General features: G+C 42.8%; 27 protein-coding genes, 1 tRNA gene, 2 pseudogenes and 2 riboswitches. Of the genes and pseudogenes, 8 read left to right on the top strand and 22 right to left on the bottom strand.

Annotated elements, in window-relative coordinates:
• Positions 1-17: 17 nt before the first annotated feature.
• The 4 genes from efp to AM506_RS09155 form a co-directional block, all read right to left on the bottom strand.
• The gene (gene efp, locus AM506_RS09170; protein ID WP_060672204.1) at positions 18-575 is read right to left on the bottom strand and encodes an elongation factor P; all 558 of its coding nucleotides are present in this window, start codon (positions 573-575) and stop codon (positions 18-20) included.
• A 38-nt stretch (positions 576-613) separates the two neighbouring features.
• Positions 614-1681 carry a M24 family metallopeptidase gene (locus AM506_RS09165; protein ID WP_060672203.1) on the bottom strand — a complete coding sequence of 356 codons (1068 nt, stop codon included), beginning with the start codon at positions 1679-1681 and terminating at the stop codon, positions 614-616.
• Positions 1668-2126 carry a type II 3-dehydroquinate dehydratase gene (gene aroQ, locus AM506_RS09160; RefSeq protein ID WP_060672202.1) on the bottom strand — a complete coding sequence of 153 codons (459 nt, stop codon included), beginning with the start codon at positions 2124-2126 and terminating at the stop codon, positions 1668-1670. Before aroQ ends, AM506_RS09165 begins: the two co-directional genes overlap by 14 nt.
• A gap of 98 nt (positions 2127-2224) precedes the next feature.
• The gene (locus AM506_RS09155; RefSeq protein ID WP_060672201.1) at positions 2225-2794 is read right to left on the bottom strand and encodes a YqhR family membrane protein; all 570 of its coding nucleotides are present in this window, start codon (positions 2792-2794) and stop codon (positions 2225-2227) included.
• Positions 2795-3103: 309 nt separating this feature from the next.
• Here AM506_RS09155 and AM506_RS09150 point away from each other — a divergent pair, with 309 nt between their 5' ends.
• Positions 3104-3466: an SA1362 family protein gene (locus AM506_RS09150; RefSeq protein ID WP_060672200.1), complete on the top strand. Its 363-nt coding sequence runs from the start codon at positions 3104-3106 to the stop codon at positions 3464-3466.
• A 16-nt stretch (positions 3467-3482) separates the two neighbouring features.
• On the opposite strand, the gene AM506_RS09145 is transcribed toward AM506_RS09150, so the two are convergent.
• From AM506_RS09145 to AM506_RS09125, 5 genes and pseudogenes are all read right to left on the bottom strand, one after another.
• Complete coding sequence (locus AM506_RS09145) at positions 3483-4364, bottom strand: patatin-like phospholipase family protein (RefSeq protein ID WP_060672199.1); 882 nt, start codon at positions 4362-4364, stop codon at positions 3483-3485.
• Between the two features lie 107 nt (positions 4365-4471).
• Positions 4472-6247: pseudogene (locus AM506_RS09140) on the bottom strand (vitamin B12-dependent ribonucleotide reductase); the annotation flags it as partial.
• 202 nt (positions 6248-6449) lie between these two features.
• Positions 6450-7061: an endonuclease domain-containing protein gene (locus AM506_RS09135; protein ID WP_160316866.1), complete on the bottom strand. Its 612-nt coding sequence runs from the start codon at positions 7059-7061 to the stop codon at positions 6450-6452.
• Between the two features lie 429 nt (positions 7062-7490).
• Positions 7491-8285: pseudogene (locus AM506_RS09130) on the bottom strand (ribonucleotide reductase N-terminal alpha domain-containing protein); the annotation flags it as partial.
• A 349-nt stretch (positions 8286-8634) separates the two neighbouring features.
• Positions 8635-9471 (bottom strand): lipoate--protein ligase family protein, encoded by an 837-nt coding sequence (locus AM506_RS09125; RefSeq protein ID WP_060672197.1) that lies wholly within the window; start codon positions 9469-9471, stop codon positions 8635-8637.
• A 210-nt stretch (positions 9472-9681) separates the two neighbouring features.
• On the opposite strand from AM506_RS09125, the gene AM506_RS09120 reads away from it, so the two are divergent.
• Positions 9682-10065, top strand: a complete 384-nt coding sequence (locus tag AM506_RS09120) for a rhodanese-like domain-containing protein (protein ID WP_034757979.1) — start codon at positions 9682-9684, stop codon at positions 10063-10065.
• Between the two features lie 166 nt (positions 10066-10231).
• On the opposite strand, the gene gcvPB is transcribed toward AM506_RS09120, so the two are convergent.
• The 3 genes from gcvPB to gcvT are packed head-to-tail and all read right to left on the bottom strand — an operon-like array spanning position 10232 to position 14157.
• Positions 10232-11695: an aminomethyl-transferring glycine dehydrogenase subunit GcvPB gene (gene gcvPB / locus AM506_RS09115; protein WP_060672196.1), complete on the bottom strand. Its 1464-nt coding sequence runs from the start codon at positions 11693-11695 to the stop codon at positions 10232-10234.
• Positions 11688-13034, bottom strand: coding sequence for an aminomethyl-transferring glycine dehydrogenase subunit GcvPA (gene gcvPA, locus AM506_RS09110; protein ID WP_060672195.1), 1347 nt, complete (start codon positions 13032-13034; stop codon positions 11688-11690). The genes gcvPB and gcvPA overlap by 8 nt, the downstream gene beginning before the upstream one ends.
• Before the next feature lie 16 nt (positions 13035-13050).
• Complete coding sequence (gene gcvT / locus AM506_RS09105) at positions 13051-14157, bottom strand: glycine cleavage system aminomethyltransferase GcvT (protein ID WP_060672194.1); 1107 nt, start codon at positions 14155-14157, stop codon at positions 13051-13053.
• 97 nt (positions 14158-14254) lie between these two features.
• Positions 14255-14335, bottom strand: a riboswitch (glycine riboswitch).
• A 3-nt stretch (positions 14336-14338) separates the two neighbouring features.
• A riboswitch (glycine riboswitch) is annotated at positions 14339-14430 on the bottom strand.
• 174 nt (positions 14431-14604) lie between these two features.
• Between gcvT and AM506_RS09100 the strand changes: the two genes are divergently transcribed.
• Complete coding sequence (locus AM506_RS09100) at positions 14605-16305, top strand: DEAD/DEAH box helicase (protein ID WP_060672193.1); 1701 nt, start codon at positions 14605-14607, stop codon at positions 16303-16305.
• Positions 16274-17065: a YqhG family protein gene (locus tag AM506_RS09095; protein ID WP_060672192.1), complete on the top strand. Its 792-nt coding sequence runs from the start codon at positions 16274-16276 to the stop codon at positions 17063-17065. Before AM506_RS09100 ends, AM506_RS09095 begins: the two co-directional genes overlap by 32 nt.
• A gap of 78 nt (positions 17066-17143) precedes the next feature.
• Here the strand turns inward: AM506_RS09095 and AM506_RS09090 are convergent, their stop codons facing one another.
• From AM506_RS09090 to comGA, 8 genes are all read right to left on the bottom strand, one after another.
• Positions 17144-17323, bottom strand: coding sequence for a YqzE family protein (locus tag AM506_RS09090; protein ID WP_060672191.1), 180 nt, complete (start codon positions 17321-17323; stop codon positions 17144-17146).
• A gap of 56 nt (positions 17324-17379) precedes the next feature.
• A complete protein-coding gene (locus tag AM506_RS09085; protein ID WP_060672190.1) occupies positions 17380-17880 on the bottom strand; it encodes a shikimate kinase in 501 nt (166 codons plus the stop codon).
• Between the two features lie 352 nt (positions 17881-18232).
• Positions 18233-18763: a competence type IV pilus minor pilin ComGF gene (gene comGF, locus AM506_RS09075; RefSeq protein WP_160316865.1), complete on the bottom strand. Its 531-nt coding sequence runs from the start codon at positions 18761-18763 to the stop codon at positions 18233-18235.
• Positions 18663-18989, bottom strand: coding sequence for a type II secretion system protein (locus tag AM506_RS22740; protein ID WP_060672187.1), 327 nt, complete (start codon positions 18987-18989; stop codon positions 18663-18665). The genes comGF and AM506_RS22740 overlap by 101 nt, the downstream gene beginning before the upstream one ends.
• Entirely contained in the window at positions 18973-19407 is a 435-nt protein-coding gene (comGD, locus tag AM506_RS09065) for a competence type IV pilus minor pilin ComGD (RefSeq protein WP_268788387.1), read from the bottom strand. The genes AM506_RS22740 and comGD overlap by 17 nt, the downstream gene beginning before the upstream one ends.
• 7 nt (positions 19408-19414) lie before the next feature.
• Entirely contained in the window at positions 19415-19741 is a 327-nt protein-coding gene (gene comGC, locus AM506_RS09060) for a competence type IV pilus major pilin ComGC (protein WP_082386298.1), read from the bottom strand.
• Between the two features lie 9 nt (positions 19742-19750).
• Positions 19751-20773, bottom strand: coding sequence for a competence type IV pilus assembly protein ComGB (gene comGB / locus AM506_RS09055; protein WP_160316864.1), 1023 nt, complete (start codon positions 20771-20773; stop codon positions 19751-19753).
• Positions 20757-21875 (bottom strand): competence type IV pilus ATPase ComGA, encoded by a 1119-nt coding sequence (gene comGA, locus AM506_RS09050; RefSeq protein ID WP_060672183.1) that lies wholly within the window; start codon positions 21873-21875, stop codon positions 20757-20759. The genes comGB and comGA overlap by 17 nt, the downstream gene beginning before the upstream one ends.
• Positions 21876-22003: 128 nt before the next feature.
• Here comGA and AM506_RS09045 point away from each other — a divergent pair, with 128 nt between their 5' ends.
• On the top strand, positions 22004-22642 hold the full coding sequence (locus AM506_RS09045) for a cupin domain-containing protein (RefSeq protein ID WP_060672182.1): 639 nt from the start codon (positions 22004-22006) through the stop codon (positions 22640-22642).
• Positions 22643-22711: 69 nt separating this feature from the next.
• Positions 22712-22783 (top strand) — tRNA-Gln (locus AM506_RS09040).
• A 532-nt stretch (positions 22784-23315) separates the two neighbouring features.
• Here the strand turns inward: AM506_RS09040 and AM506_RS09035 are convergent.
• Positions 23316-23696: a Spx/MgsR family RNA polymerase-binding regulatory protein gene (locus AM506_RS09035; protein ID WP_082386297.1), complete on the bottom strand. Its 381-nt coding sequence runs from the start codon at positions 23694-23696 to the stop codon at positions 23316-23318.
• Positions 23697-24006: 310 nt separating this feature from the next.
• On the opposite strand from AM506_RS09035, the gene AM506_RS09030 reads away from it, so the two are divergent.
• Positions 24007-24252, top strand: coding sequence for a DUF2626 domain-containing protein (locus AM506_RS09030; protein ID WP_034757675.1), 246 nt, complete (start codon positions 24007-24009; stop codon positions 24250-24252).
• Positions 24253-24292: 40 nt separating this feature from the next.
• Here AM506_RS09030 and AM506_RS09025 read toward each other — a convergent pair whose 3' ends face one another.
• Positions 24293-24928, bottom strand: coding sequence for an MBL fold metallo-hydrolase (locus AM506_RS09025; protein ID WP_060672181.1), 636 nt, complete (start codon positions 24926-24928; stop codon positions 24293-24295).
• A 195-nt stretch (positions 24929-25123) separates the two neighbouring features.
• Between AM506_RS09025 and AM506_RS22060 the strand changes: the two genes are divergently transcribed.
• Positions 25124-25297, top strand: a complete 174-nt coding sequence (locus AM506_RS22060; protein WP_082386296.1) for a DUF2759 domain-containing protein — start codon at positions 25124-25126, stop codon at positions 25295-25297.
• Positions 25298-25680 lie beyond the last annotated feature (383 nt).

Below are 25680 nucleotides of genomic sequence, written 5' to 3'. Positions count from 1 at the left end.
CTTTCCATATTTATTCATTATCCACGTGATACGTAAGATCCATCTGTTGTATTAATGATGAGTGTGTCCCCTTCGTTCACGAAGAATGGAACGTTCACCACTAAACCTGTTTCAACAGTAGCAGGCTTGGATCCACCGGAAGCCGTGTCGCCTTTGATTCCCGGTTCTGTTTCCGTCACTTTTAATTCAACAGAGTTTGGAAGCTCGACTCCAAGCGTTTCGGCTCCGTACATCATGATGGATACTTCCATGTTTTCTTTTAAATATTTCAATTCATATTCGATGGAAGAAGCAGGAAGCTCGATTTGATCGTAGCTTTCGTTATCCATGAATACATGCATGTCACCATTTGCATACAGGTACTGCATTTTACGGTTGTCAATCTGTGCTTTCCCTACTTTTTCACCGGCACGGAACGTTTTTTCCTGGATGGCTCCTGTGCGAAGGTTACGAAGTTTAGAGCGGACGAACGCGGCTCCCTTACCCGGTTTAACGTGTTGGAAATCGATTACCCGCCAAATTCCGTTATCGACTTCAACGGTTAAACCTGTGCGAAAATCATTTACTGAAATCATGTTTATTCCTCCTATAATCTAGTAGGCCTTTTTCAGGACTAAAATGGTAGAATGATTAGATCTTTTGTTGAGTGTGTCAGTGTTTCATTGGAATCTTCCGTAATGAGTGTATCATCTTCGATACGTACGCCGCCGACTCCCGGTACATAGACACCTGGTTCAACCGTTACGATCATCCCGGGCTCAAGCACCACGTCGGAACGTGAGGACAATCCTGGTCCTTCATGTACTTCAAGACCGATCCCGTGCCCCAGCGAATGTCCGAAATACTCACCATAACCTTTTTCTGTTATGTAATCACGAGCGATTGCATCCGCTTCTTTTCCAGTCATGCCCGGCTTGATTTGGTCCATGGCAAGAAGCTGTGATTGAAGGACCACATCATAGATCTCTTTCAATTTTCCGCTTGGTTCTCCTACCGATAAAGTACGTGTCATATCGGAGCAGTATCCTTTATAGTATGCACCATAATCCAAGGTTACAAAATCACCTTTTTCAATGGCTTTATCACTGGCCACCCCGTGAGGCAGTGCAGAACGATAACCTGAGGCAACGATGGTATCAAAAGAGGATGAAGTGGCTCCTGCTTTTCTCATGAAGAACTCTAATTCATTTGAAACCTCCAGCTCTGTCACACCCGGTTTGATGAAATCTAATATATGCTTAAATGCTGCATCGGCAATATCCGCCGCATCCTTAATTATATTAAGCTCTTCAGGTGTCTTAATCAAGCGTAACTTTTCCACTAAACCGGATACGGGCACCATTTCCGCTTCCACCCCATCGCGGTAGCTTTCGAATGCACTGTACGTCATGTCGTTCTTTTCAAAACCAAGTTTCGTGATTCCAAGGTTCTTTACCTGTTTCGCCACTTCTTCATGAATCGGACCGGTATGCTGCACGATTTCATAATCTGCCGCCTGTTCCGTCGCTTGTTCTATGTATCTGAAATCAGTAATGAATAATGCCTTCTCCCTTGAAATCAACACCACTCCCGAAGAACCCGTAAAGTTCGTCATATAGCGGCGATTATACGTACTCGTCAATAAAATACCGTCAAGTTCATTCTCTGAAAAGGTTTCACGTAATCGTTCAAGTTTCATCATGTTCCACTCCCTTAATGTTCTTTATAATGGCTTTGAGGGCCAACTCGTAACCAAACAGGCCGAATCCGACGATCTGCCCAAGCGTTTCAGCCGCCACGACAGACTGATGCCTGAACTCTTCCCGCGCATGAATATTCGATATATGCACTTCCACAACCGGAACAGATACAGACGCCACCGCATCTCTTAACGCATAGCTGTAATGCGTGAACGCACCGGGGTTCAGGATGATCCCCCCATATCTTTCATCTTCGGACCTGTGGATGATGTCAATCAATTCGCCTTCATGATTCGATTGAGCGGCAAGCAGTTCAAAACCGTCCTCTTCTGCTTTACTTTTCAAGGATGCTTCCAGTTGAGCCAATGTGACATGACCGTAGATAGCAGGCTCCCTTTTCCCTAATCTGTTTAAATTGGGCCCATTTAACAGTAAGATTTTCCCCATATGTAAACTCCTAAAAAAATAGAATGTTCATCATGAACATTCTAACATAAACCTTTTACCTATACCTACTTAATTGTCTGATAAATAGCATTTCTTATTTAATGAGTAACTTCCCCGGATTTTTCCTTTTCATCCTGATGCCTTAATTCATTTTCTTCATATGAAATCGAGTAACCTATAAATACACCGTAAAGAATATACAAACATAATGTCGTGATCAATGTGTGATAGTCAATGGCCGTAAAGGATTTTATGCTTGGGAAAAGTGGATTCAGCACCAGGAAAAATGCCAGGTACAGAAGGATCCCATACGCTGCTCCAACCCACATGGATTTGAATTTTCGTAACAGACCATAATAAATGAGAGCCACTCCGATCGATATGACACCATAAGCAACGATCGATAGAACGATTCCGATCCATTTGTCCACCCAGTTTCCGACTGCCCAAGGTTCGAATATGATATTGGGTTCAATTTTCGTAAAGGAAAAGAAGTAGCAAATGTATGCAATCGCGCTCCATAACATCCCGGCAGTAAAGCCCGTCACGACGACCATTGCCATGAAGGAAAGTGGTTTTTCACTTTGATTCTGTTCCAACCTTGGATTTTCCTTACTCTCTTCCGTCCCGTCCTGGATCTTCTCATGTTGCCCTTTCTGTTCTGCCATCTGTAACACCTCCATTCGTAGTATGTCCCATAGAATGAAACATTTGCATGGAATTGTTACTTTTTCATTTCATTGATCACGTACAAGGATCTTAGAGAAATAACATTCTGGAAACGCTACCTCTAGTGCTTTTCTTCAATATTTAGTAAAATAGATAATATCTTTTAAAGTTTCAGAAAAAAGAAGCGGGTCTGTCACATTCATTCCCTTATAAAAAAACAATTTATACGGTTAAAGAAGACCGAAATGGTCTAGAATAATAGTATAGATAATATCTAAGATGGATAGTGATGTAAGGAGGTGGCTTTGTTGAACGCTCGTAATATCTTTGTTTTCACACTTATATTGTTGGCTATGATCGGGCTCGGAACTTCCCTGTTCGGAAATCCTTTAGGTCTTGCAAGGCAATTGCTGATTACAGCAGCCGTTATCGGGATCATCTATTTCGTTTACAAAAGATGGTTCAGTGGAAGACGGACTGGAAATAGCAATGAACAGAGAGCGTTTGTTAAAGCAGCCAAGCAATCAAAGAAGCGGCATAAGAAGAAGTCTACAAGTAAGCCTCAAGTATCGAATGTTTCGAAAAAACGTTCGATACGAAAAAAATCCAATGCCAATTTAACCGTAATTGAAGGAAAAAAGAATAAAAAAAACAATCGAGCTTCGTTTTAGGAGCTCGATTGTTTTTTTAATGGGGCCATGTTTGCAAAAAAGCTGCAGCCTTTGATTTCCCGTATTGAACGAGTTCAATCTTCCTTTCCTGAGTCAGTTCGAATTCGGTTGTGAGTACCCCTTCTGTAGGAATAAAGATAATGTTCTTTTCAAGTTTTCTGGAAATATATCTTGAATCATGAGCGTCTTTCATGGTTGTAAAAAGGGCTGTATATAAATCAATGGCATTTTTGATCGGTTTTTTCGGCTTGCTTATCAAATCGTGACTAAGCTTCACTCCGAGTACCGGCCTTACCTTCTTCACGTTTTCCCTGTCAAAGAGCCACATGGGGAAATTACTGAGCACCCCACCGTCCACCATAAAACTAATTCCTTCCAGCGAACGTAACTTCACGGGTTCAAAAAAATAAGGAAGGCTCGCACTCATCCGTATCGCCCGGGCGACAGGAAAGGTTTCTTTCGCTATTCCATACTTCTCGAGGTCATCGGGGAGGACAAGCAGCCTTCCGTTTGATATATCCGATGCTATGACACGGAGGGACCTGGGGGGCAGATCGGCAAACGTATAAATCCCCCTCGCTTTCAGCTTTTCTTCAACCCAGCTTTCAAGCGCCACTCCTTTATATAATCCCAAACGATAGTAAATCCGAAACCACTTGAGGATCGGCAGGGAAATGACCGCGTTTGAATCCAACAGATTTTTCAGATCGACATCGTCCATGATTTTGAGTAATTCACGGCTTGAGTATCCTGCAGCAATAAATGCAGCGATCACAGCCCCTGCGCTGGTTCCTGCAAGCCTCTTGAATGTATATCCTTTCTCTTCAATCGCCTGGTATGCCCCAATCATGGCGAGGCCCTTTATACCTCCACCGGAAAATACGCCATCGATGTCCAAGTGCTCCACTCCTTCTTAAGTGTATTACTACATCTTTAATTCACCTGGAAGGAATTTAGACTAAAAAAAACAGGAGGGAACCAGTCCCCTCCTGACGATTTCAATGATTATAGTCCACACTTCAGCTGAGCGCCGCAGTTTGTACAAGTATTGCAGCCACCCATATCTTTCACCGTACCTTTACGGCAGACGGGGCACGTATTCCCCACTTCAGAACCGATGGTCACGTCCGTTGAACGCACGTCCTGGATCGTATCCAATAATACAATCGGCTTTTTAGCTGTCGGAATATCATGTTGTTCCTGTTCATTCTCATCATCAAAGCTGTTTTCTTCCGCTTTAAGGGTGAGCACCTGAGAATCACGGCTTCCGTCCACATACACGGTACCGCCTTTTGCTCCACCTTTATAAAGTCGCTCATATACTTTTTCTACTTGTTCTACCGTATAACCGCGAGGGGCATTAACGGTTTTCGAAATGGAGCTGTCGATCCAGTTCTGGATGACGCATTGAACGTCGGCATGTGCTTGTGGAGCCAGGCTCATGGAAGAAACAAACCATTCCGGAAGATTGTCTGCATCGGCTTCGGGATTCCTCTTCAAGTAATCTTCTACAATATCCGCCTTTACTTCAATGAATTTACCGAGGCGTCCGCTTCTGTAATATGTGAAGGAGAAATAAGGCTCAAGACCCGTCGAGACCCCGACCATCGTACCCGTTGAACCTGTTGGGGCCACCGTTAGCAGATGGGAATTCCGGATTCCGTACTCTTCGATGTCATGACGTACGTCTTCAGGCATTTTCTTCATAAAGCCAGTTTCTACGAATGCCTTACGCAGTGCCTTCGTTTCTTCATCGGTGCTTCCAGTAAGGAATGGGAAGCTTCCTTTTTCCTTCGATAATTCAACAGAAGCACGATAAGCGGTGGTCGCGATGACTTCAAATACTTCATCCACAAGCTTATTGCCTTCTTCAGAACCGTATTCTTTTTCACAGTAAATCAATAAGTCGGCAAGACCCATGACACCAAGGCCTACGCGTCGCTCTCCGAGAGCCTGCTTTTTATTTTCATCCAGGAAGTATGGTGTCGCGTCGATGACGTTGTCCTGCATTCGCACGCCAACTTCAACCGTCTGCTTCAATTTTTCAAAATCAACGGTTTTCGTCTCTTTGTCCGCAAATCGGGCAAGATTGACAGCTGCCAGGTTACACACCGAATACGGTGCAAGGGGCTGTTCACCACATGGATTCGTAGCGACTACCTTCTGCCCATATGCTTTTGCATTCGTCATATCATTCGCGTTATCGATGAAGAAGATCCCAGGCTCAGCAGAGTACGTTGCACACACATTGATGAGGTTCCAAAGCTCTTTCGCCTTGATCTTACGGTAGGTGCGCACTTTGTAGCCGAGCTTTTCCCACTCGCGCACATCCCCTACGTTGTGCCATTCTTCATTATAGTATTTCATTTGCTCTTCATTATAGCTTTCCACATCAGGGAAGCGAAGCTCATATTCACGGTCGTTTTCAACGGCTTCCATAAAGTCGCTTGTCAGGCAGACGGAGATGTTCGCCCCTGTCAGGAATTCTGAATTATGGACGCTGTACGTCCCGCCTGTGTGCAGTTTTTCTTCTGCATTTTTAAGGATCTTCGCATCAAACCCACCGTAGCCGGGGATCTGTCTGTAGTTCAGGATGCCTTGATACATCGCTTCCTCTTGATCTGTAAGAGGGGTGAACTTCAGCTTTTCCTGAGCTGCCTTTTTAATGGTTTCATCTTCCGTGTTTTCAAGAAGATAACGCAGGATACGCGGGTTCTGCATTTTGGAAATAATGAATTCGATAATATCGGGATGCCAATCTGAAAGCATGATCATTTGTGCCAATATGTTACGTTGATTCGTTACATCAACTCTCTAAGTCGCCTTAGAGTTCAGACCATATCTTACACTCATTTGAGTGTCCTCGCACTTCGGAGTCACTCGACTCCTACTCTACTCGCTTCCGCCAGATGCAGCGTGCTTTCGATGGTCGTTGAACCTTCTCCATTTCAGAGGAGCTTGGCTGCTGATTGTCTTTATCCACTTACTGTTTTTGAGCATTCACGTTTGCCGTTTCCGGCTGCGTTGTAGCCAGTAAGTCATGTATGATGTTTTTAACATAATCAAAATTATTGAGTATGTCATCTTCCCAAAAACGTGTTATGTGATATCCATTGCATTGAGCAATCTCATTTTTTTCCAAGTCGATTTTTATTCTTTCTTTTTGCCAATCTTTTGGTTCTGGATAGAACTTGGGATTAGCATGCCAATAATCTCCATCGCATTCAATAATAATTTTATATTCAACAAGCAAAAAGTCATATTGCCTTTTTTGAAGCATGAATGAGTACTTATACTTCACATTCAATTCTTGTAGGTATTTCTCCATAAGGAATTCTATATTTGTTTTACGAAATACCTGGTCTTCAAATTGTTTTATTGTTGCTTGTCGAATCTTCTCTATGGTTTCTTCACTGTAAATACCAGTCTTGCCACTATTCCAAGAAGGGGTTTTGTTTGCTTTTCGAGTTTTCGCAGTCTTGGATATGATTTTTTGAAAGTGTTTAAGCTTCTCTTCTTCCTTCAATGACTCATGCCAAGATTTTGCCAGGCTCTTTTTAAGTTGCTTATGGCAAGACTCACTGCAGGTGTTCACCCTAAGATCTTCTTTTTCAAAATCTTTTAAGCAAACCTTACACTTTCTTAAACGGCTTTGGCGCCGTCCACATCCCTTACTACAGTATTTATTGGGTTTGCCTCTTCTCAGCTGTACAATACTTTTGCACGTCTCGTTACAGCACTCCAGGTCATCCCTAGTGTAATAGTAGCTAACCAAGTAATCTTTCAATGAAAGTCCATGTTTATTTTTTAAATGCGATGTAAATCGTCCTTGTTTGTTATGAGATATTTCGAATCCACAAATCTTACACGTCTGAGATTTTTTTGCATCATATGGTATCATGCTATTCACCTCACGATAGGTATATCTTCATTATACTGATCAGGAGGCTAAACAACACACTACCTTAAAGAGTTTCCAGCAATTCACGAGGTTTGTTTATAGACGAGGCACTTATGCTGCTTTACCACGTCTTGATCCGCCCTGCTCAACCAAGTGAGTCAATTTCGCAATATCATCCAGCCATGAAACGGAACCTGATGATTTACCGTTGACACCTTTTGCCAGAGTATTACGTGGACGAAGCGTCGATCCGTTCGTTCCGACTCCACCGCCGCGGCTCATGATCTCCATCACCTGCTTGCGGTGTTCTGAAATGCCTTCGCGGGAATCCTGTACGAACGGCATCACATAACAGTTAAAGTACGTTACGTCCGTGCCTGCCCCCGCTCCGTAGAGCACTCGTCCTGCAGGAACGAAATGCAGGTTCACTAACTCATGATAAAATTTTTCGAACCATACCTGTCTCTTTTCAGGAGTTTCTTCCACTTCTGCCAAGCCTGTTGCGTTACGCTTCGCAATTTGTTCATAGTAGACTTCAAGTGGTTTTTCAATGACATCCAATGTCCTCGAGACAATCCCTGTCTCCATTTCCTCCGGTTTATCGATGGCACTCCTGTACTCTTCTTCGATCCAGACAGATGCTTTTTTCGTTTCCCAATCGATGCTTGAGATGTAACCCAATCCCCTTGCAGGGAACTTCGGATCTTCCTTGATGGTGAGGACAACGAAATCTCCTTCGGAAAGAGTGATCTTCTCCGTGTCTTTGAACGAATAACGATCGATCATGACAAGACGGGATACCCCTTTGTGTGTGGTATTCATATCCGGGGTTATGGGATGTACCTGAGGAAACAATCCAATATCCTTATTTAATCTCTCGGTGTTTAATTTCATCGTGTTTTTCGACGCAACAGTCATAAAGACAACTCCTTCTATCTCAAATGTTTCAATTTATGTTTCTTCGCTGATGTCTTATATCAAGTATTAAGATATCATAGCCATTCTGGAAAAGCAATAAATAAACACAACATATTGTGTACGAAAAATTATTCGACACACCATATATTGTGTTTCAGGTCAATAGGTCATTTGTTTGTCAAACGGTTAATATGCCAATAAAAATAGAAAACGGGAGAAAAAATCAGAAAATCATATAATACTCCGTCCATTTCTATTAATTTAGAACTTGATATAAAACAAAGCATCGTTATCGTTGGTAAAATAGGAAAAAAGCGACAAGCATCGCTTTTTTTCAACAAAAAATTTTTTAACGTTTAAAATTCCACTCATCCGATTCGTATCGGGATTCGGCAAGATCCACAACATATTGTGTTTCCTCTTCAGACAGCTCATAAGGCTCGAGATGGATATTCAATCCTTCCTCAAAACCTTTTTTGAATGCTTCCTTCGCCATATCCATCGTGACCGGTACTGAACTGATTTCATTCATCGCAACAGCCTTGCTTTTAAATGCCCGCTGCATACGCTCTTTCACCCTGTCAGATGGATATTTGAACAAGCTGAACAGTTTATCCTCGTCAAGATCCAATAGAATCGAGCCGTGCTGAAGGATGACACCTTTTTGTCTGGTCTGTGCACTGCCTGCCACTTTTCTTCCTTCAACGACAAGCTCATACCAGCTCGGTGCATCAAAGCAAACCGCTGAACGCGGATTTTTTAATCCTTCCCGCTCTTCCGCTGTTCTTGGTACAGCAAAGTAGGCTTCGAGACCAAGACCTTGAAATCCCTTAAGGATCCCTTCGGAAATGACACGGTACGCTTCTGTGACAGTTCTCGGCATTTCCGGATGTTCTTCCGAAACGATGACGCTGTACGTCAATTCATGTTCATGAAGAACCCCTCTGCCTCCCGTCGGACGTCTCACAAAACCAAGTCCGTGTCCTTTGACGGCGTCCAGATCGATTTCCTTTTCTACTTTTTGAAAATAACCGACGGAAAGTGTCGCTGGATCCCACCCGTAAAAACGGATCGTAGGAGGGATCTTCCCTTCACTGTGCCAATCAAGCAATGCCTCATCAAGAGCCATATTATAAGAGGGAGAACAATTCCCCGAGTCAATGAATCTCCACGTTTCCTTTTTCATGCAGCATACCTCATTTACGTCTTCTGTTTGATAGTGTTATGTAAAAATTCATCTTCATTCAAGTCCGTTACTAGTCTATCAAATCCCATCCAAAAAACAAAGAAAAACAGATTGGAAAGTGTTTGCTCTAAAATAATAAATTTGTTTTGATTCTTACGCACTTCATGAATATAATAGAAGGTAGCGCATTTGTAGAAAGGAGCATGAATGATGGAAGGATTATATATTCTTTTAGTCGTACTTGGTGGAATCATCATCTATTCACTTTTTACGTTCTTCTATCAAAAGAGAATCGTGAATACATTGAATGAGGAAGAATTCCGAGCAGGATATCGTAAAGCTCAACTGATAGATGTTCGTGAAGCGAATGAATTTGAAAACGGTCACGTCCTCGGTGCACGGAATATTCCATTGTCCCAGATCAAAATGAGACAAAAGGAAATTCGCTCGGATCAACCTGTATACCTTTATTGCCAAAGCGGACTCCGCAGCGGAAGAGCAGCCCAAATGCTGCACAAAAAAGGTTACCGCAATCTTCACCAGCTACAGGGTGGATTCAAAAAGTGGACAGGGAAAGTTAAGCATAAAAAATAATGCAAAAAGATCGCCAAGTGGCGATCTTTTTTTGATGGTCTGGACTCGAACGTTCTGGGATGAATCGGTTCCGAAGATCGGGTCCAGGTTATGCAGAAGAGGTCCGTCCCTCAATTAAAAGCCCTGCAGAGATTTTCCTGCAGGGCTTTTAATTTGAAAAATATGTTTAGCTCTCTTTTGTATAACGCAGTACCGGTTTTCTTGCTGCCAGTGTTTCATCCATACGCTTCACGATGGTTGTGTGAGGGGCTTCCTGGACGATTTCCGGTGTTTCTTCTGCTTCTTTCGCAATTTGGATCATGGCATCAATGAAGGAATCAAGGGTTTCTTTGGACTCTGTTTCCGTCGGTTCGATCATCATGCACTCTTCCACGTTTAATGGGAAGTAGATGGTTGGTGGATGATATCCGAAGTCCAGTAGTCTCTTCGCTATATCCAATGTACGTACGCCCAGCTTCTTCTGACGTTTCCCGCTGATGACGAACTCATGCTTACAATGACGATCGTAAGGAAGGTCAAAGTGTGGAGCCAGTCGGCGCATCATGTAATTGGCATTCAGGACCGCGTTTTCCGTCACGGCTCTAAGACCGTCCGGCCCCATCGTCCTGATGTACGTATACGCACGGACGTTGATTCCAAAGTTTCCGTAGTAAGGTTTTACCCGGCCGATGGAATCAGGTCTGTTGTAATCGAATTCGAAGATGTCACCATTTTTCACAAGTACCGGTTTAGGAAGATATTTAATCAAGTCTTCCTTCACGCCGACAGGACCGCTTCCAGGACCACCGCCTCCGTGAGGGCCTGTGAATGTCTTATGAAGATTTAAATGTACGACGTCAAATCCCATATCCCCCGGTCTAGCTTTTGACAGGACTGCATTCAGGTTGGCACCGTCATAATACAGCTTTCCGCCAGCTTCATGGATGATGGAAGCCATTTCCATGATATTCTCTTCGAATAGTCCCAGGGTGTTCGGATTTGTCAGCATCAGGGCGGCTGTATCATCTCCCACCACCCGCTTAAGATCTTCCAAATCAACTAATCCATTCTCGTTTGATTTTACCGTTACCGTTTCAAAACCTGCTACTGTCGCACTGGCAGGGTTTGTTCCATGAGCAGAATCCGGTACGATGACCTTCGTACGGTGAGTGTCGCCATTTGCCTCATGGTAAGCACGGATCATCATAAGACCAGTCCACTCTCCATGAGCACCTGCAGCGGGTTGAAGCGTGACTTCATCCATGCCGGTGATTTCTTTCAGATGCTCCTGCAGGTCATACATCAACTCAAGTGCACCTTGAACGCTTTCTGCTTCCTGTAGCGGATTGATATGGGCGAATCCATTTAAGCGTGCGACGTTTTCATTCACCTTCGGATTGTACTTCATCGTACAAGACCCTAATGGATAGAAACCGGAATCCACACCATGATTACGTTTTGATAATGCCGTATAATGGCGCATGATATCCAGTTCAGAGACCTCCGGGAGCTCGGGTGCTTCTGTGCGGATATAATCGGACGGGATGAGCTCGGATAGATCTACCTGAGGTACATCCATTTCAGGTAAGCTGTAACCAATTCTTCCTTCTTTTGATAATTCAAAAATAAGAGGTTGATCTTGCTTATTCATGACAATCCCCCAATTCTGCTGCGAATGCGTCTATTTCTTCTTTGCTGCGAAGTTCAGTAACAGCCACCAGCATGTGCTGTGATAAGCTGTCATCCACTAGTCCTAAATCGTATCCACCAATCATTTCTTTTCCTAAAAGCTTTTGATTGATTTCTTTAACCGGCATATTCACCTTTACGACAAACTCATTGAATGACGGTCCTTCAAATGCAATGGAGAATCCTTTTGCTTTAAGGGCTTCTTTTGCATAATGTGCTTTTTGGATATTTTGAAGCGCCATCTCTTTAACACCTTGTTTTCCAAGTGCCGTCATGGCAACGGATGCAGCAAGTGCATTTAATGCCTGGTTTGAACAAATATTCGAAGTGGCTTTATCTCGACGGATATGCTGTTCACGTGCTTGAAGAGTCAGAACAAATCCTCTGATTCCATCTTCATCAACTGTTTGACCAACAAGACGGCCTGGAACTTTACGCATAAGCTTTTTGTTAACGGCAAAGTATCCACAGTGCGGTCCACCGAATGCGCTCGGAATACCGAATGGCTGTGCATCACCAATGACGATATCGGCCCCTAATTGTCCAGGAGGAGTGAGCGCCCCTAGTGCAAGCGGGTTTGAAGAAACCACGAACATCGCTTTTTCCGCATGTGCCACTTCTTCGATGGCTTTCAGTTCTTCTACCCGGCCGAAGAAGTTAGGATATTGAACGACTACCGCTGCAATCTCATTACTCATTAATTTCTTAAGTTCTTCCACATCCGTAACACCGTTATTGTGCGGGATTTCTACCACTTCGATATATTGACCTTTTGCATATGAGCGCAGGACATCACGTGATTCGGGATGGACTGTGCTTGAAACAAGGACCTTTTTGCGGCGGGTCTGGCCTGCACTCAGCATCGCTGCTTCTGCAAGGGCCGTTCCCCCGTCATACATAGAGGAGTTCGCTACATCCATGCCTGTCAGTTCACAAATCATCGTCTGAAATTCAAAAATGGCTTGAAGCTCTCCCTGGGATATCTCAGGCTGATACGGCGTATACGCTGTATAAAACTCTGAACGTGACAATACGTGATCGACGATGATCGGCATGTAGTGATCATAGACCCCTGCCCCGAGAAATGATGTATGACTTTTCAGGTCAGCATTTTTCGCCGCCATTTTGGTCAGTTCTTTTACCAATTCCGTTTCCGACTTCGCTTCTTTGATTCTGTAATCCCCTTTGAAACGAACCTGTTCGGGAATATCTTCAAATAGATCGTTAACGCTGTCTACTCCTATACTGTCTAACATTTCCCTTTGATCCTGCTCTGTCATCGGTAAATAACGATGCTTCATGCCCGTCATTCCTCCCCTATTTCTTTGGTCTTTTATAAAAAGGTGTTGATGCCACTTTCGCTTTAAGCTTTTTCCCTCTGATTTCAACCAGTACTTCTGTATCCAGTGAAGTGAATTCTTTATCAAGCAATGCCAATCCTACATTTTTCTTTAATGTAGGTGATTGTGTCCCTGTTGTGACTTCCCCTATTTCTTCTTCACCTGAAAATACTTTATAACCATGACGGGGAATTCCGCGGTCGATCATTTCAATACCGACAATCTTGCGGGGCGCACCGTCTTCTTTTTGTCGTTTCAGTACTTCCTGACCGATGAACGGAATCTCTTTATTCACTTTTACAGCAAATCCGATTCCCGCCTCGATCGGTGTGATCGATTGAGATAATTCTTGTCCGTAAAGGGCAAGGTTCGCTTCAAAACGCAACGTGTCACGTGCACCAAGTCCGCATGGAAGGACGCCTTTCTCCTTACCGGCAGCGAGGATCGCCTTCCAGATCGCAGCCGCATCTCCTGCATCACAGTAAATCTCAAATCCATCTTCCCCTGTGTAACCCGTTCGGGAAACGAGTGCGTGCTTCCCGTCTATATTTACTTCAGTCTGAAATTTAAAAAATCCGATGTCACTCAATGCATGTTCATTGGTGATTGTTTGTAAAACCTCTTCTGCGATCGGACCTTGAAGTGCCAATTGCGCCATATGTTCAGAGATATTGTTAATCTCAACTTCTTCAGTCTGATGTTCTTTCAGCCAATTGAAATCTTTATCTATGTTTGCTGCATTTACAACGAGCAAATAATCATTGTCTTTTATCTTATAAACAAGTAAATCATCGACCGTCCCACCGTTTTCGTAGCACATAGCCGTATACTGAGCTCCTCCGTCTTTTACTTTGGAGACATCATTTGTCATCATTTTTTGTAAGTAGTCAAGAGCCCCTTCACCCTTCACTTCAATTTCTCCCATATGAGAAACGTCGAATAGTCCTGCCCGGGATCGTACCGCTTCATGTTCTTCCTTGATACTTGAGAATTGCACTGGTAAAGCCCAGCCACCGAAATCGATGGTCTTCCCTCCATACTCTTTGTACACTTCGTATAAAGGTGTTTGTTTTAACTCTGACATGACTTTTCCCCCTTTATCTTCCTTACATGCATAATCCTTAACCGTGTTTTATCCCATGAAAAAAGGACAGAAAAACCCCTTTTCATAAAGAAGTTTTCTCTGTCCTTGCACCTGAAAGTTTACCGAAGAACGGCTTTCCCCTTTGGTGGTTTCCGGGTAACGGAAACACTCTCCAGAGTTGCGTCCAACAAGAGTCTTTTTGCCTGAGAGATTCACACGGAAACGTGCTTGCTCCTTCGGCGCTGTATGCACAGTCTCTCCCCTTGTCATCATTCGCCAATATTCCTTGAAACAATTGGTCATACTAGAAATATACAGAAGAAATGTTGTAAATGTGAATGTTCGGATTTTCGAGTTTTTCAAACAATTGAAAATCTATTTTCATCCTACCATTAAATACGAGTTTTGAGCAATCATTTTTATAAGAATTAAGGAGATGTTTTTTAGATGAATGTTGAAGTTATATTTGATGAAGAGTGGGGAGAAGGTCTCGAAAATTTAATCGAAAACGATGGACCATGGGGGAACTGGGAACTTTATAAGCTCGCCATCGAATTCGAGCACCATCTCGCAATTCCGAACTTTGAAGGCCTGCAGGCTCCAAAACATTTGGCAAATGTCACTCCGCTCCCTCATCAGCTGGAAGCAGCGAAACAGGTTGTGGAAAAGATGAATGGGAAAGCCATCCTTGCAGATGAAGTCGGGCTCGGAAAGACGATCGAGGCAGGGTTGATATTAAAAGAGTACATGATTAGGGGATTAGTAAAAAAAGTATTGATACTTGTACCTGCTTCCCTTGTTTCTCAGTGGGCGTATGAATTGAACAGCAAGTTCTTCATTCCCGCTGTCCCCCAGCGAAAGAGTTATGTATGGGATCAGTGTGACATCGTGGTTTCATCCATGGACACAGCGAAAAGAAGTCCTCACCGGGAAAAAGTGTATGAGCAGGATTATGACTTGGTGATCATTGATGAAGCTCACAAACTGAAAAATCATAAAACAAAAAACTATGAATTTGTGCAGAATCTAAAGAAAAAGTTCTGCCTGCTTCTGACTGCAACCCCCATCCAAAATCGTGTAGAGGAAATCTTTCATCTGGTTTCCTTATTGAAACCGGGGCATCTTGGAAATGAATCGGGATTCACAGACAGATATAAAAAAGGGGATCGTTCGCTTCAGGAGGATGAACATTTAAAAAACCTCATTAACAAGGTGATGATCCGAAACAGACGTGGTGATACAGGGATCGAATGGACGAAGCGGCATGTGAAGACGGTATTGATCGATTTCAATGAAGCCGAAAGGGATTTGTATAACAGTATCGACATGCTCAGGGGGAGATATGATGACTGGGCCAACTCAAGCTCCTTCTCCCTTTTGACTTTACAAAGAGAAGCATGCAGCTCTCGTGAAGCTGTTTTTTACACCCTGAAGAATATGCTTGAAAAGAAGGAATCTCCTACACCAGCCTTCGAACAGGTAATTGGGGCACTGATGAAAAAGGTAGAAAATGTCACAATGAACTCAAAGGCTCAGAAAGCATTGGAAATCGTACAATCCATTAATGATAAAGTAATCATTTTCACCGAGTACCGGGCGACACAGCTCTATCTTCAATGGTTTTTGAAACAGCATGGAATCAGCTCAGTCCCATTCAGGGGTGGATTCAAACGTGGGAAAAAAGACTGGATGCGTGAACTATTCCAGAAGCATGCACAAGTACTGATCGCCACCGAAGCCGGCGGAGAAGGAATCAACCTTCAATTCTGCCATCACGTGATCAACTTTGACCTTCCCTGGAATCCAATGAGACTTGAGCAACGGATAGGCCGCGTGCACCGACTCGGCCAGACAGAAGATGTTCATATCTATAACTTTGCAACTAAGAACACCGTTGAAGAACATATTCTGAAGCTTTTGTATGAAAAGATCAATCTTTTTGAGCGGGTAATCGGTCAATTGGACGAAATCCTGACCCGTCTGGATTTCAGGGATTTTGAAGAGCATGTGACAGACATCCTCTCCTCATCCCGTACAGAAGGGGAAATGAAGATCAAAATGGAAAATTTGACAAGTATGATTCAATTCGCAGAACAATTAAAGGAGGAGAAATCAAATGCAGCAGCACGAAATTCATCGATTTCTTGAGAGATACTTCGTTGCCAACGGATGTGACATGGTGGCGAACGGGAATGGATATATGACTGTACAGCTTTCCATCGACTTGGATAAAGAGCTTATGAACCGCCCGTTCTACTGGCATTATCTTGAAAAGACAGGTGGTACACCAAATCCTATGACGTTATCTCTCATTACGAATCCTGACCAGGCACCGGAAGATATGAAAGGCGAATCGATACACTTTGGTTCTCCGCGACTGCATCAGATCTTTCATTCGACACGTAGTTTGGCAGGCTATATACGACTGTATGAAAACCGGTACACGGCAAGCGGACAACAGACCCCTCTGCACCCCTGGCTGGGACTGAATATTAAAATATCCTATCAATCCAATCGAAAGAAAGACAGCATCAAGAGTATCGGATTGAATCTGATCAACGGCGTCATTGAAGAGGACTTTCACTCGTCATTATTATCCAAAAATCTGACGCCGAAGATTCCTGACTTTTCATTCACTTTGACACCGATCATCAAACCGAAAAGCGGAGTGAACCGGATTCAGGCGTATCTTTATGAAGAAATCAAAAGGGAGCCCGTCGAATGGGCGGAACAAGCAAGGAAAACCTGGGAGGAGGACCTTCAACTTCTGGATCATTTTTATGGAGATCAGGAAGAAAAGCCTGAATCTTATTTTCTTGAACAGCAGGCGTTAAAAGAACAGTATGAACCGAAAATCACCATCGAGGTCATAAACGGCGGGATTTTTTATCTGCAGCAGTCAAAGTGAGGATTCCGGGAGGTGGCAAACATCTTCCCCCCTCCCATCAGGAATCAAAAAAAAGACTACCACCAGGGTAGCCTTTGACTATTTATTCTTCTTAAACAGGATCATGAAAGCATATGGAATGATGCCGAACCACCTGAAGAGAAATGGTTCCCGCTCATTCTTTCTCTGCTTTTTTAAGGTTTTACGTTCATGGGGTGATTTTTCATAATGCTGGACAAATGTTTGTGTTATGAACTTAACATAATCATTTACTGACATAAAAGCACCACCTTCCGCTTTTATCAGTATCCCCAATAGATCAGAATTTATACCGTCTAACTCTTAATGTAAGGCAATATCGCTTGAACCACTTCATCGACTGATTTTTCATCTGTTTGAATGGTTACAGAGCTCCCTTCTTCATACAGGGGAAAACGACGCTCGAAAAGTGCCGATAATTTGTCCTTGGAATTTTTTTGTACCAAAGGACGGTCCTCATCCCCTTCAAGCCTTTCCCACAGTGCATCAAAAGAGCATGTTAAATGAAACACAGAGCCGTTCTGACCCAAGATATCCCGGTTCCGCTTTCTTTCCACCACTCCCCCACCAGTTGTGATAATGGCTTCTTCACTTTCTAATTCCAAGAGCACCCTGGTTTCGAGATCTCTGAAATACGATTCACCATGCTGATGAAAGATGTCTTTAATCGTCTTTCTTTCTTTATTTTCAATGTAATGATCCATGTCGATAACCGGAAGATTCAGTACGTCTCCTATACGTTTTCCGATCGTCGTCTTTCCTACCCCCATAAAGCCTATAAAGAAAATCGGTTTCATATTCTACTCCCAACGTATGATTTGTTTTGTTTCCCTATTATACACAACCGTCGCAGGAAGAAAAACCTTATCATCCCGAGTAAATATCACTTCCAATTGTACTTCTTGAGGGTTTAGCAATTGACTGGTGGTCAACACCTCACCAAATTTGGTTTTCACATGCCCTGAAGGGTTGGGCCCATTCTCGATTTCCAATAAGACGGCATGGGAGACACTTACATTTCGTTCTTGGATACTCTTCATATTAGAAAGGTATTGATACTTACTTATAAACAAATCTTTTGATGCAAGTGCTAAAACCAGGACAACCATTAATAAGAGCAGCGTATACGGGAGAATAAATCCGCTATTGTCAAGGAGAGGATCCCCCCTCAACCGCTGCAAAGTAAAACAAGTTCCCCTCCACTTTTTCCCCACTTTCGAATTCCAGATTCAAATGCACCCCCTGATGGATGACGTTAAACGTAAACTGGTCCACCGACTGAAGGACGACTTCATGCCCCCTATTATTCACCCTCCTTCTTATGGACTGATTATATTTTTGATACAATATCGTTTCCCCATCGACGACGAAGGAGATCTGATTCGGCAATACTTTTACATCATTTGCCTTCCTTAATTCATTTCTGACACTTTCATGAAATAAATTCCACTCATAATAACGGGGAGGGACCAAATCATGCTTAATCGTCGAAAAACCTTTCATCATCAAGGGAATACTGAAGGAAATGATACAAATTATACTAAAGTTTAACAGAGCTTCAATCAACGTGAATCCCTTCTCATCCATCTGCCTTGACACAAACTTCTTTGAAGTCCCCTGTGTTTTTGTCATATTCCACACATGCTTCTCCACTCCCTTCACTCTTCCAAACGAGCTCATACCTGACCCCCTTATAGGTCCGTGAATGGTCGACAAACTCATGGGTAACGATTGCCTCTTCCACACCTTCCCGGAGAAATTTCAACGCTTCTACTTCACGCTGGAGCTGTTGAAGCCGTGACGCATAATGAATGAGGAAGGGGAAGAATAAACCGCAAATCATAAGGACACAACTAAACGCTACCAGTGTTTCCGGCAGTGAGAATCCTTTAGTATTCCTGTACATAAAATCTCCCTTGACCAATTTGGAACATCAGATACATGGTGGCATCTCCCATTTTAAAATTCACCCTGCCAAATCGATTTGTATTTCCATCAGGATAAAAGGTGATTTCTTCCAGGCTGTTCGAGGAATTGATCTGTATGCCCTCAGGAAGCTCTCTCGAAACAATCGTTTGTCTTGCGTCCGTTTTAGCAACATATTTATTTGTAAAAGGGTAAAAAGTGAGGAAAAGTGGTCTTTGATGATTGATACTGTAACTTTGGATCTGGTAGAGGTCAGATTCGAGCTGAGAAATGAACAGTTCCTTTTCAGTATGGTCTTTCAAAGGAACGATGGAAAAACCAATCCACGATAATAATATGGTAAAGATCAATAAGACGATGAGCATTTCAACGAGGGTATACCCCCCTTCAGCTTTTATGCCGCCATTAATCGGCTGTCACCACCTTCCCCTCAGTATCGATGGAGATAGACCTTCCGTCAGGACAGGCTTTATAGTCCTTGTTCAGATAACCATCGGCAACCAGGGTATCAATGGTCACTGGATCTGTATTTCCATCCATTTTATATGCTTCAATCTGCCCTTCCACCATATGAACGAACGCTTCACAGCCCTTTGAATTGATGGAGTTACTCTGGTTTGTGACATTCGGGATCGTGATAAAAAGCAAAACGGAAATGACGAGCAAAACGATCATCATTTCGATTAATGTGAATCCTTTTTCATTTTTGAGCATATTTTTCCTCCTGGGTATGGATTTCTTTTAGATTCCCTGCATCATCTGAAAGAGAGGCATCATGATGGAGAAATAGATCGCCATAATGAATAGACCGACAGTAGTAAAGATTGCAGGCTGGATATATTTGAGCCATGCATGGGTTTTCTCCTCTAATTCCTGAAAGCAGATATCACTGTAAATACGAAGTTCCTCTTCCAATCTTCCGTTCGTCTGTCCATGCTGGACAACGAATGACAGCTCTTCTTGAAAAAATGGCATAGTTGAAAAACACTCATGAAAAGGACGACCGGCTTTGAGTTGTTTGATGCAATGGCTGGAAATGTATTGTAAGGTCGGACGGAATGATTGTCTTTCGATGATGAGGAGGGATTCAGTGATGGATACTCCACTTGAAAGCAGGAAGCTTAATTCCCTTGAAAAAAAGTGGGAATGACCAAGCTTCAAGTAAATGGAGATAAATGGTATACGACATAAGACAACCGAGATTCTCACAGGGGAAATTCTCTTTTTAAAAACGAAAAAGGTGATTGTAAGCAGCAGGAGAAACAATAAACCTGCACAGAAAATCAAGGGGAAGTTCTCAATGAAGCGTAAAAGATACGTAAGTTTGGCTGAAGGTTCATAGCCCATCGAGGAATACAGGGACTGAAATCTTGGAAATAATACCTTTCGAAGTAAGACCATCATGATGATGGACATGAAAATTAACATGACCGGGTATTGAAAGACCTTTTGCAATTGCTCCTGATTTTTTCTTCTTTTTATGAGATAGCTTCCTGCCTCAGACAGGGTGTGTCCCATTTGTCCATGATGCTCGGCGAAAAAAATCTGTGCGCTGACATGAGCGGGGATGTTGAGTTGTTTATTCATCACAGAGGAGATGGACTCTCCTTTTTGGAGGGAACCGATTAATCTCTTCTTTAATTTGATGGTTTTCTTTTCTTTGGGAAGCAAGAGAAAGTCGATGGCTTCTGTAAAGGAGTATCCTTTTTGAAGGAGGTCCCCAAGCCTTTTCAGAAATTTACCTTGATCATCGCATTTCTTCATGAACCCATTTCCTATATTCATGTTCTGAAACAAATCCGAGTGCCACCCCCTTACAAATCAAAGCCTGCAATGTGCGGTACTGATGCTCTACCCTCTCACCCTTCGCCTCCTTTAATACTTCCTTCAAAGCACTTCCCGTAATGATTTCATAGACAGATGCCCTGTTACGGTTTTTCCCTCTAAGACATTGACCGCCACATTCCGCTTTGCAGATCGGACAGAGGAGCTTTAATAACCTCTGGGCAGATACAGCGAGCAGTGTCTGCTCAATATCATGCCATTCGATCCCCAGTTCCAACAAACGATATACCGCCCCTTTTGCGTCCCTTGTATGCAAGGTGGAGATGACCAAATGACCTGTTAAGGACGCCCGTATCGCAATCTCCGCCGTCTCCCGGTCCCTGATTTCCCCCACCATGATGATGTCGGGATCATGCCGCAAAATAGCTTTTAATCCCGTTGAATACGTAATCCCAGCTTTTTCATTCACCTGGATCTGCACCATTTCATCATGCTGCTTCTCCACGGGATCCTCAAGGGTGATCACATTCCGGTTCAAGGCGACGGAACAATGGTGCACAAGGGAATACAAAGTGGTCGTTTTACCACTTCCTGTCGGCCCTGTAAACAGGATGAGTCCGTGGGAATGCATAAGAAGTGCAAGGAGTTTTTTAGCGGATGAGGGGTATAGTGACATTTTTTCAATGGGAATCTGGTATTTTTGAGGGAGTATCCGAATGACGAGACTTTCTTTTAAATGGGTGGTTGGCAATGTGGAAATTCTGAGAGATAGGGGTGTGTTTCTTACGGTAAGGCTGAAGGAGCCGCTTTGGGGTTTACGCTTTTCTCCGATATCCATGGAGGCCATGAACTTCAGATGGGCAATCAAGCGGTCTGCCTGATCCGGGTCTATGGTCTGGAAAGGAACCAGTACCCCGAGCTTTCTGAATTGAATCAAGTAATCTTTCGTTCTGGGAATCAAATGAACATCTGTTGCATCATTGCTGTACGCTTCTCCGATCATCACTTCCGATAATGATTCGACTGAGTGAAATATGGATTGGCACCACCTTTCTGTTTTCTTAAAGTAAATATACGACATTAATTGGCAAAATCCTTCTTTTTTTTGAAGTTTTTTTCGTTATAAGTCCCTTCCCTTCGATGCACACATCCACCGCCCGCCCATATATTAAATAAAAACATCAGCCAGACGAAAGTGGTGACGATTCCATGACGAAATATATGGATTATTCTTCTCCGGAAGCACAGTTCTCCTATGATGTGAATAAAAGTCCCCTATTCAAAAAAGATCATCAAAACCTGATCAATATATTAGGAGTAAATCAGCTTAATACTCTGGACAATACTTCTCTCCTTGATATCTATTTAAGTAAACATCACTTTGTAGAACCTCATTACCACCAAAATGCTGCGGAACTGGTCTATTGCATTTCCGGTGCAGCCATCGTCTCCATACTTAATCCATTTACGAAAGAAATACTAAATTACCGGATTTCGCCGGGACAAGTGGCGAATGTACCTCAAGGATGGTGGCATTATGAAGAAGCCACGAAGGATAATACCCACCTATTGGCTATATTTAATTCTCCCGTTCCTGAAGTTGTCCTCGGCTCAGATATTTTAAAACTCACTCCCTCAAGCGTCATGTCCAAAAATTATTGCATGAATGAAAACGCATGGATTAAAACGACAGAGAAAGTAAAGTCGGGCACGTACATCGGTCCCAGTTGCCTGGAACCGGAGAGATACTCACCGCCACGCGAAACACAGTTCAGTTATCCCCCGTACTATTATCAGTACCAGCCAAACCCTTACCACTACAGGCAATGCATCCCGAAAACATTTTAAAAACTTTTTAACAACACATGAATAGATCATCAAAATACATCCATACTATATTTTGTAAAGACGATTCAATGGGCTATAGCCAAGCGGTAAGGCATCGCACTTTGACTGCGACATGCGTTGGTTCGAATCCAGCTAGCCCAGTACGAAAAGCGGAGGCGGCTTGGTCAGGCCCGACAAGCATAAGATGAATGGACCGGAAAGGCGTTCTTCGCCTTTTTGGTCCATTTAGCTTATGACCTCGAGGGCCTAGCCGCCGGAGCTAGACATCTCGAAAAGCGGAAGGGCTTTGCCCAGAGGCGACAAGCATAAGATGAGGCACCTGGAAAGGCATTCTTTGACTTTTTGGGTGCCTTAGCTTATGACCTCGAGCCTCTAAGCCCTGTAGCTGGATAGCCGAAAAGCGGAGGCGGCTTGCTCAGCCCCGACAAGCACAACTGGAAAATCCCAAAAGGCGTTCTTTGCCTTATGGGATTTTTTAGTTGTGACCTCGAGGGACTAGCCGCCGGAGCTGGACATCGCAGAAATGCGGAAGGGGCTCGCCCTGGGGCGACAAGCCCCTGCAGCTGGACATCTCAAAAAGCGGAGACGGCTTGCCCAGCCCCCACCACTTAATAAACCATTGAAAAAGGCAGGCACTTGAATTTCAAGTGCCTGCCTTTTTCAATTCAACCATCTAGCTGCTTTTCTTCAATGATCTGTTTTTGTTCGCCAAACTCTGAAGACCTTCTGGATTGTAGCCGACGACCAGCTTTTTCCCGTCTGTCAAAAGGGGCCTGCGAAGAAGTTTGGGTTCATCGATGATTAGTTTGATCACTTCAGATAATGGCAGATCGTTCACGTCTTTCCCCAAGTCTTTGAACGTTTGGCTTCTCGTGGCAAGGATCTCATCAAGGCCATCTGTCGTTAAGGATAGTAGATCCATCAGTTCTTTATGTGTAGGAGTCTCTCTAAATAGGTGTCTCTCATCAAAATTCACGGAATGTGCGGTTAACCACTTTTTAGCTTTTCGGCAAGAGGTACAGCTTGGATAAGTAAAAAATGTCAGGTTGTTCACTTTATTGACCTCCTTCAAATTGAACTTGCTTGTTTCTTATTCGTTAAACATATTGTATATTAATTGTATAACTTTTGTACAGTAATATCACTTGGAAATTTGTGAACATTTTTTTACGGAAAAGAGAGTAAACGTTTAGACCCTCTCTGATTGAGGAAAAAAATAACATGAAAGAAATAAAGTAAATGAAAGTTTCATGTTTAGTTAACAAACATTCGTCACAAACTAACTTCAAACACTTATTTACTTTTATGGTAGTATTCATTTATAATATTGAGTGATGGACTTAGGGTGCAAAGGAGGGTTACATATGGATCGTATGTTTAGAGTTCTTGGGTTTTGGACTGGTATTTTTGCCGTTATGTTCTATCTTGGTGATATGACCACGACATCATTAATCTTTTTAGGCCAAACCGGATTCTTCATTATGCTTAGCTATTTAAAACTGTCCGAACGCATGTATATTTATGTATTCGGTGCTTACTTAACAGTGTTCTTTGCAGGTTTTACTTATTGGACGACCTTTATGATGACTCCTGGTGCAGGAGGACACTAAAAAAAATCCCTTCAGCAGTTAGCTGAAGGGATTTTTTTATTTAGAAGCCGTTTAAAAATGGATTCGAATCCATTTCTGCTTCAATCGACGTTTCAGGACCGTGACCTGATAGAACCGTGGTTTCTTCAGGCAGGGTCAATAGCTTATCATGAATACTTGCTAATAATTCTTTTTGATTTCCACCCGGCAAATCAGATCTTCCGATACTGCCCATGAATAAAGTATCTCCTGCTAATACGATTCCACATTCTTGTACATAATAAGAAATACTACCAGGTGAATGACCAGGTGTTTCAAATAATTGCAGTTGAAAGTCACGAATTTTCAAGTTCTTTTCATTTGTGAGTATGTAATCAGCCGGCTTCAGTCTGACGGGCTCGCCCATCATGAATAACTGTGATCCATTCAATGAAGGATCTAATAACCACTGAGCCTCTTTTTCATGTACATATACAGGGATGCTGAAGTGTGCCCTCATTTGATCAACCGCTCCAATATGATCAAAATGAGCATGGGTAAGCAGAATCGCTAACGGAGTCAATGATTTATTTTCCAACCATTGAATCAGTTTCTCCCCTTCTCCACCGGGATCAATGACCAGACAATCATTGTTGGTGTTCCATAGGATATAACAGTTGGTTTGCAGAGGGCCTAAGGGCATTTGTTTCCATTGCAAGGTTTCCACCTCCATTTGTGATACTATTATTGTATCAGAACTTCCATTATCATAAAAATCGGTCGACATAGAAGTGTCAAACTTTTTGACCTCGACAAACTGGAGAAAAACCTATAAAATGTTAATGAGTGCATTTATGTACATAATGTTACAATGGATTCAGTAAAACGCATTTTAATGAAAGGGGTCATATAAATGGGTCTTGTAATTATTACTTCACTGATTACACTATTAGCTTTATTTGCAGTAGTAAGCACGTTCAAAAACAAGAATGCAATGGGAATCCTTTTCTCACTGGCGACATTAGGTGTCTTTGGATGGTTTACAATTATGACTGTCCTTCACTCTGGATACCCAGGTGGCCATTAATTAAAAATTGTTTCACATTAAAAAGCCTTCCAATTTGTTTTGGAAGGCTTTTTAATTTCCCTACTTCCGCTATAGGCACCGGAAAGTACCCTATGGACCTTTTACATGTGTACGTTATAATAATGGTGAAATATATGGTTCTATAATATTTGTTGGGGTTCTTACACAATTAGAAGACATAAAAAATGCACGTAATCGCCCAGTCTTTTATACTTGAATTGTCGAGAAACAAGTAAAGATTGGAGATACGTGCATAATGAATTCTACCATAATGTTGCCTGGTTTTGAAGAAGTAAACATCATGAAAATGGAGGAAGTGGATGAGCGACTTTGTTTACATATAGAGCTTCCTCTTATCTCACACAAATGTCCAGAATGTGCGG

Origin of the sequence: Rossellomorea vietnamensis, from assembly GCF_001305855.1 — a bacterium.
In the GTDB taxonomy this organism is placed as follows: domain Bacteria; phylum Bacillota; class Bacilli; order Bacillales; family Bacillaceae_B; genus Rossellomorea; species Rossellomorea vietnamensis_A.
Note: the sequence above shows the minus strand (reverse complement) of the source record. Positions and strands in the feature narration are given on the sequence as shown.

What these genes read in the sequence shown, in the direction of transcription:
- efp (WP_060672204.1), bottom strand. Translation starts at nt 575, where the DNA reads ATGATTTCAGTAAATGATTTTCGCACAGGTTTAACCGTTGAAGTCGAT.
- AM506_RS09165 (WP_060672203.1), bottom strand. Translation starts at nt 1,681, where the DNA reads ATGATGAAACTTGAACGATTACGTGAAACCTTTTCAGAGAATGAACTT.
- aroQ (WP_060672202.1), bottom strand. Translation starts at nt 2,126, where the DNA reads ATGGGGAAAATCTTACTGTTAAATGGGCCCAATTTAAACAGATTAGGG.
- AM506_RS09155 (WP_060672201.1), bottom strand. Translation starts at nt 2,794, where the DNA reads ATGGCAGAACAGAAAGGGCAACATGAGAAGATCCAGGACGGGACGGAA.
- AM506_RS09125 (WP_060672197.1), bottom strand. Translation starts at nt 9,471, where the DNA reads ATGAAAAAGGAAACGTGGAGATTCATTGACTCGGGGAATTGTTCTCCC.
- AM506_RS09120 (WP_034757979.1), top strand. Translation starts at nt 9,682, where the DNA reads ATGGAAGGATTATATATTCTTTTAGTCGTACTTGGTGGAATCATCATC.
- gcvPB (WP_060672196.1), bottom strand. Translation starts at nt 11,695, where the DNA reads ATGAATAAGCAAGATCAACCTCTTATTTTTGAATTATCAAAAGAAGGA.
- gcvPA (WP_060672195.1), bottom strand. Translation starts at nt 13,034, where the DNA reads ATGAAGCATCGTTATTTACCGATGACAGAGCAGGATCAAAGGGAAATG.
- gcvT (WP_060672194.1), bottom strand. Translation starts at nt 14,157, where the DNA reads ATGTCAGAGTTAAAACAAACACCTTTATACGAAGTGTACAAAGAGTAT.
- AM506_RS09100 (WP_060672193.1), top strand. Translation starts at nt 14,605, where the DNA reads ATGAATGTTGAAGTTATATTTGATGAAGAGTGGGGAGAAGGTCTCGAA.
- AM506_RS09095 (WP_060672192.1), top strand. Translation starts at nt 16,274, where the DNA reads ATGCAGCAGCACGAAATTCATCGATTTCTTGAGAGATACTTCGTTGCC.
- AM506_RS09090 (WP_060672191.1), bottom strand. Translation starts at nt 17,323, where the DNA reads ATGTCAGTAAATGATTATGTTAAGTTCATAACACAAACATTTGTCCAG.
- AM506_RS09085 (WP_060672190.1), bottom strand. Translation starts at nt 17,880, where the DNA reads ATGAAACCGATTTTCTTTATAGGCTTTATGGGGGTAGGAAAGACGACG.
- comGF (WP_160316865.1), bottom strand. Translation starts at nt 18,763, where the DNA reads ATGAGCTCGTTTGGAAGAGTGAAGGGAGTGGAGAAGCATGTGTGGAAT.
- AM506_RS22740 (WP_060672187.1), bottom strand. Translation starts at nt 18,989, where the DNA reads ATGTACAGGAATACTAAAGGATTCTCACTGCCGGAAACACTGGTAGCG.
- comGB (WP_160316864.1), bottom strand. Translation starts at nt 20,773, where the DNA reads ATGAAGAAATGCGATGATCAAGGTAAATTTCTGAAAAGGCTTGGGGAC.
- comGA (WP_060672183.1), bottom strand. Translation starts at nt 21,875, where the DNA reads ATGTCGTATATTTACTTTAAGAAAACAGAAAGGTGGTGCCAATCCATA.
- AM506_RS09045 (WP_060672182.1), top strand. Translation starts at nt 22,004, where the DNA reads ATGACGAAATATATGGATTATTCTTCTCCGGAAGCACAGTTCTCCTAT.
- AM506_RS09030 (WP_034757675.1), top strand. Translation starts at nt 24,007, where the DNA reads ATGGATCGTATGTTTAGAGTTCTTGGGTTTTGGACTGGTATTTTTGCC.
- AM506_RS22060 (WP_082386296.1), top strand. Translation starts at nt 25,124, where the DNA reads ATGGGTCTTGTAATTATTACTTCACTGATTACACTATTAGCTTTATTT.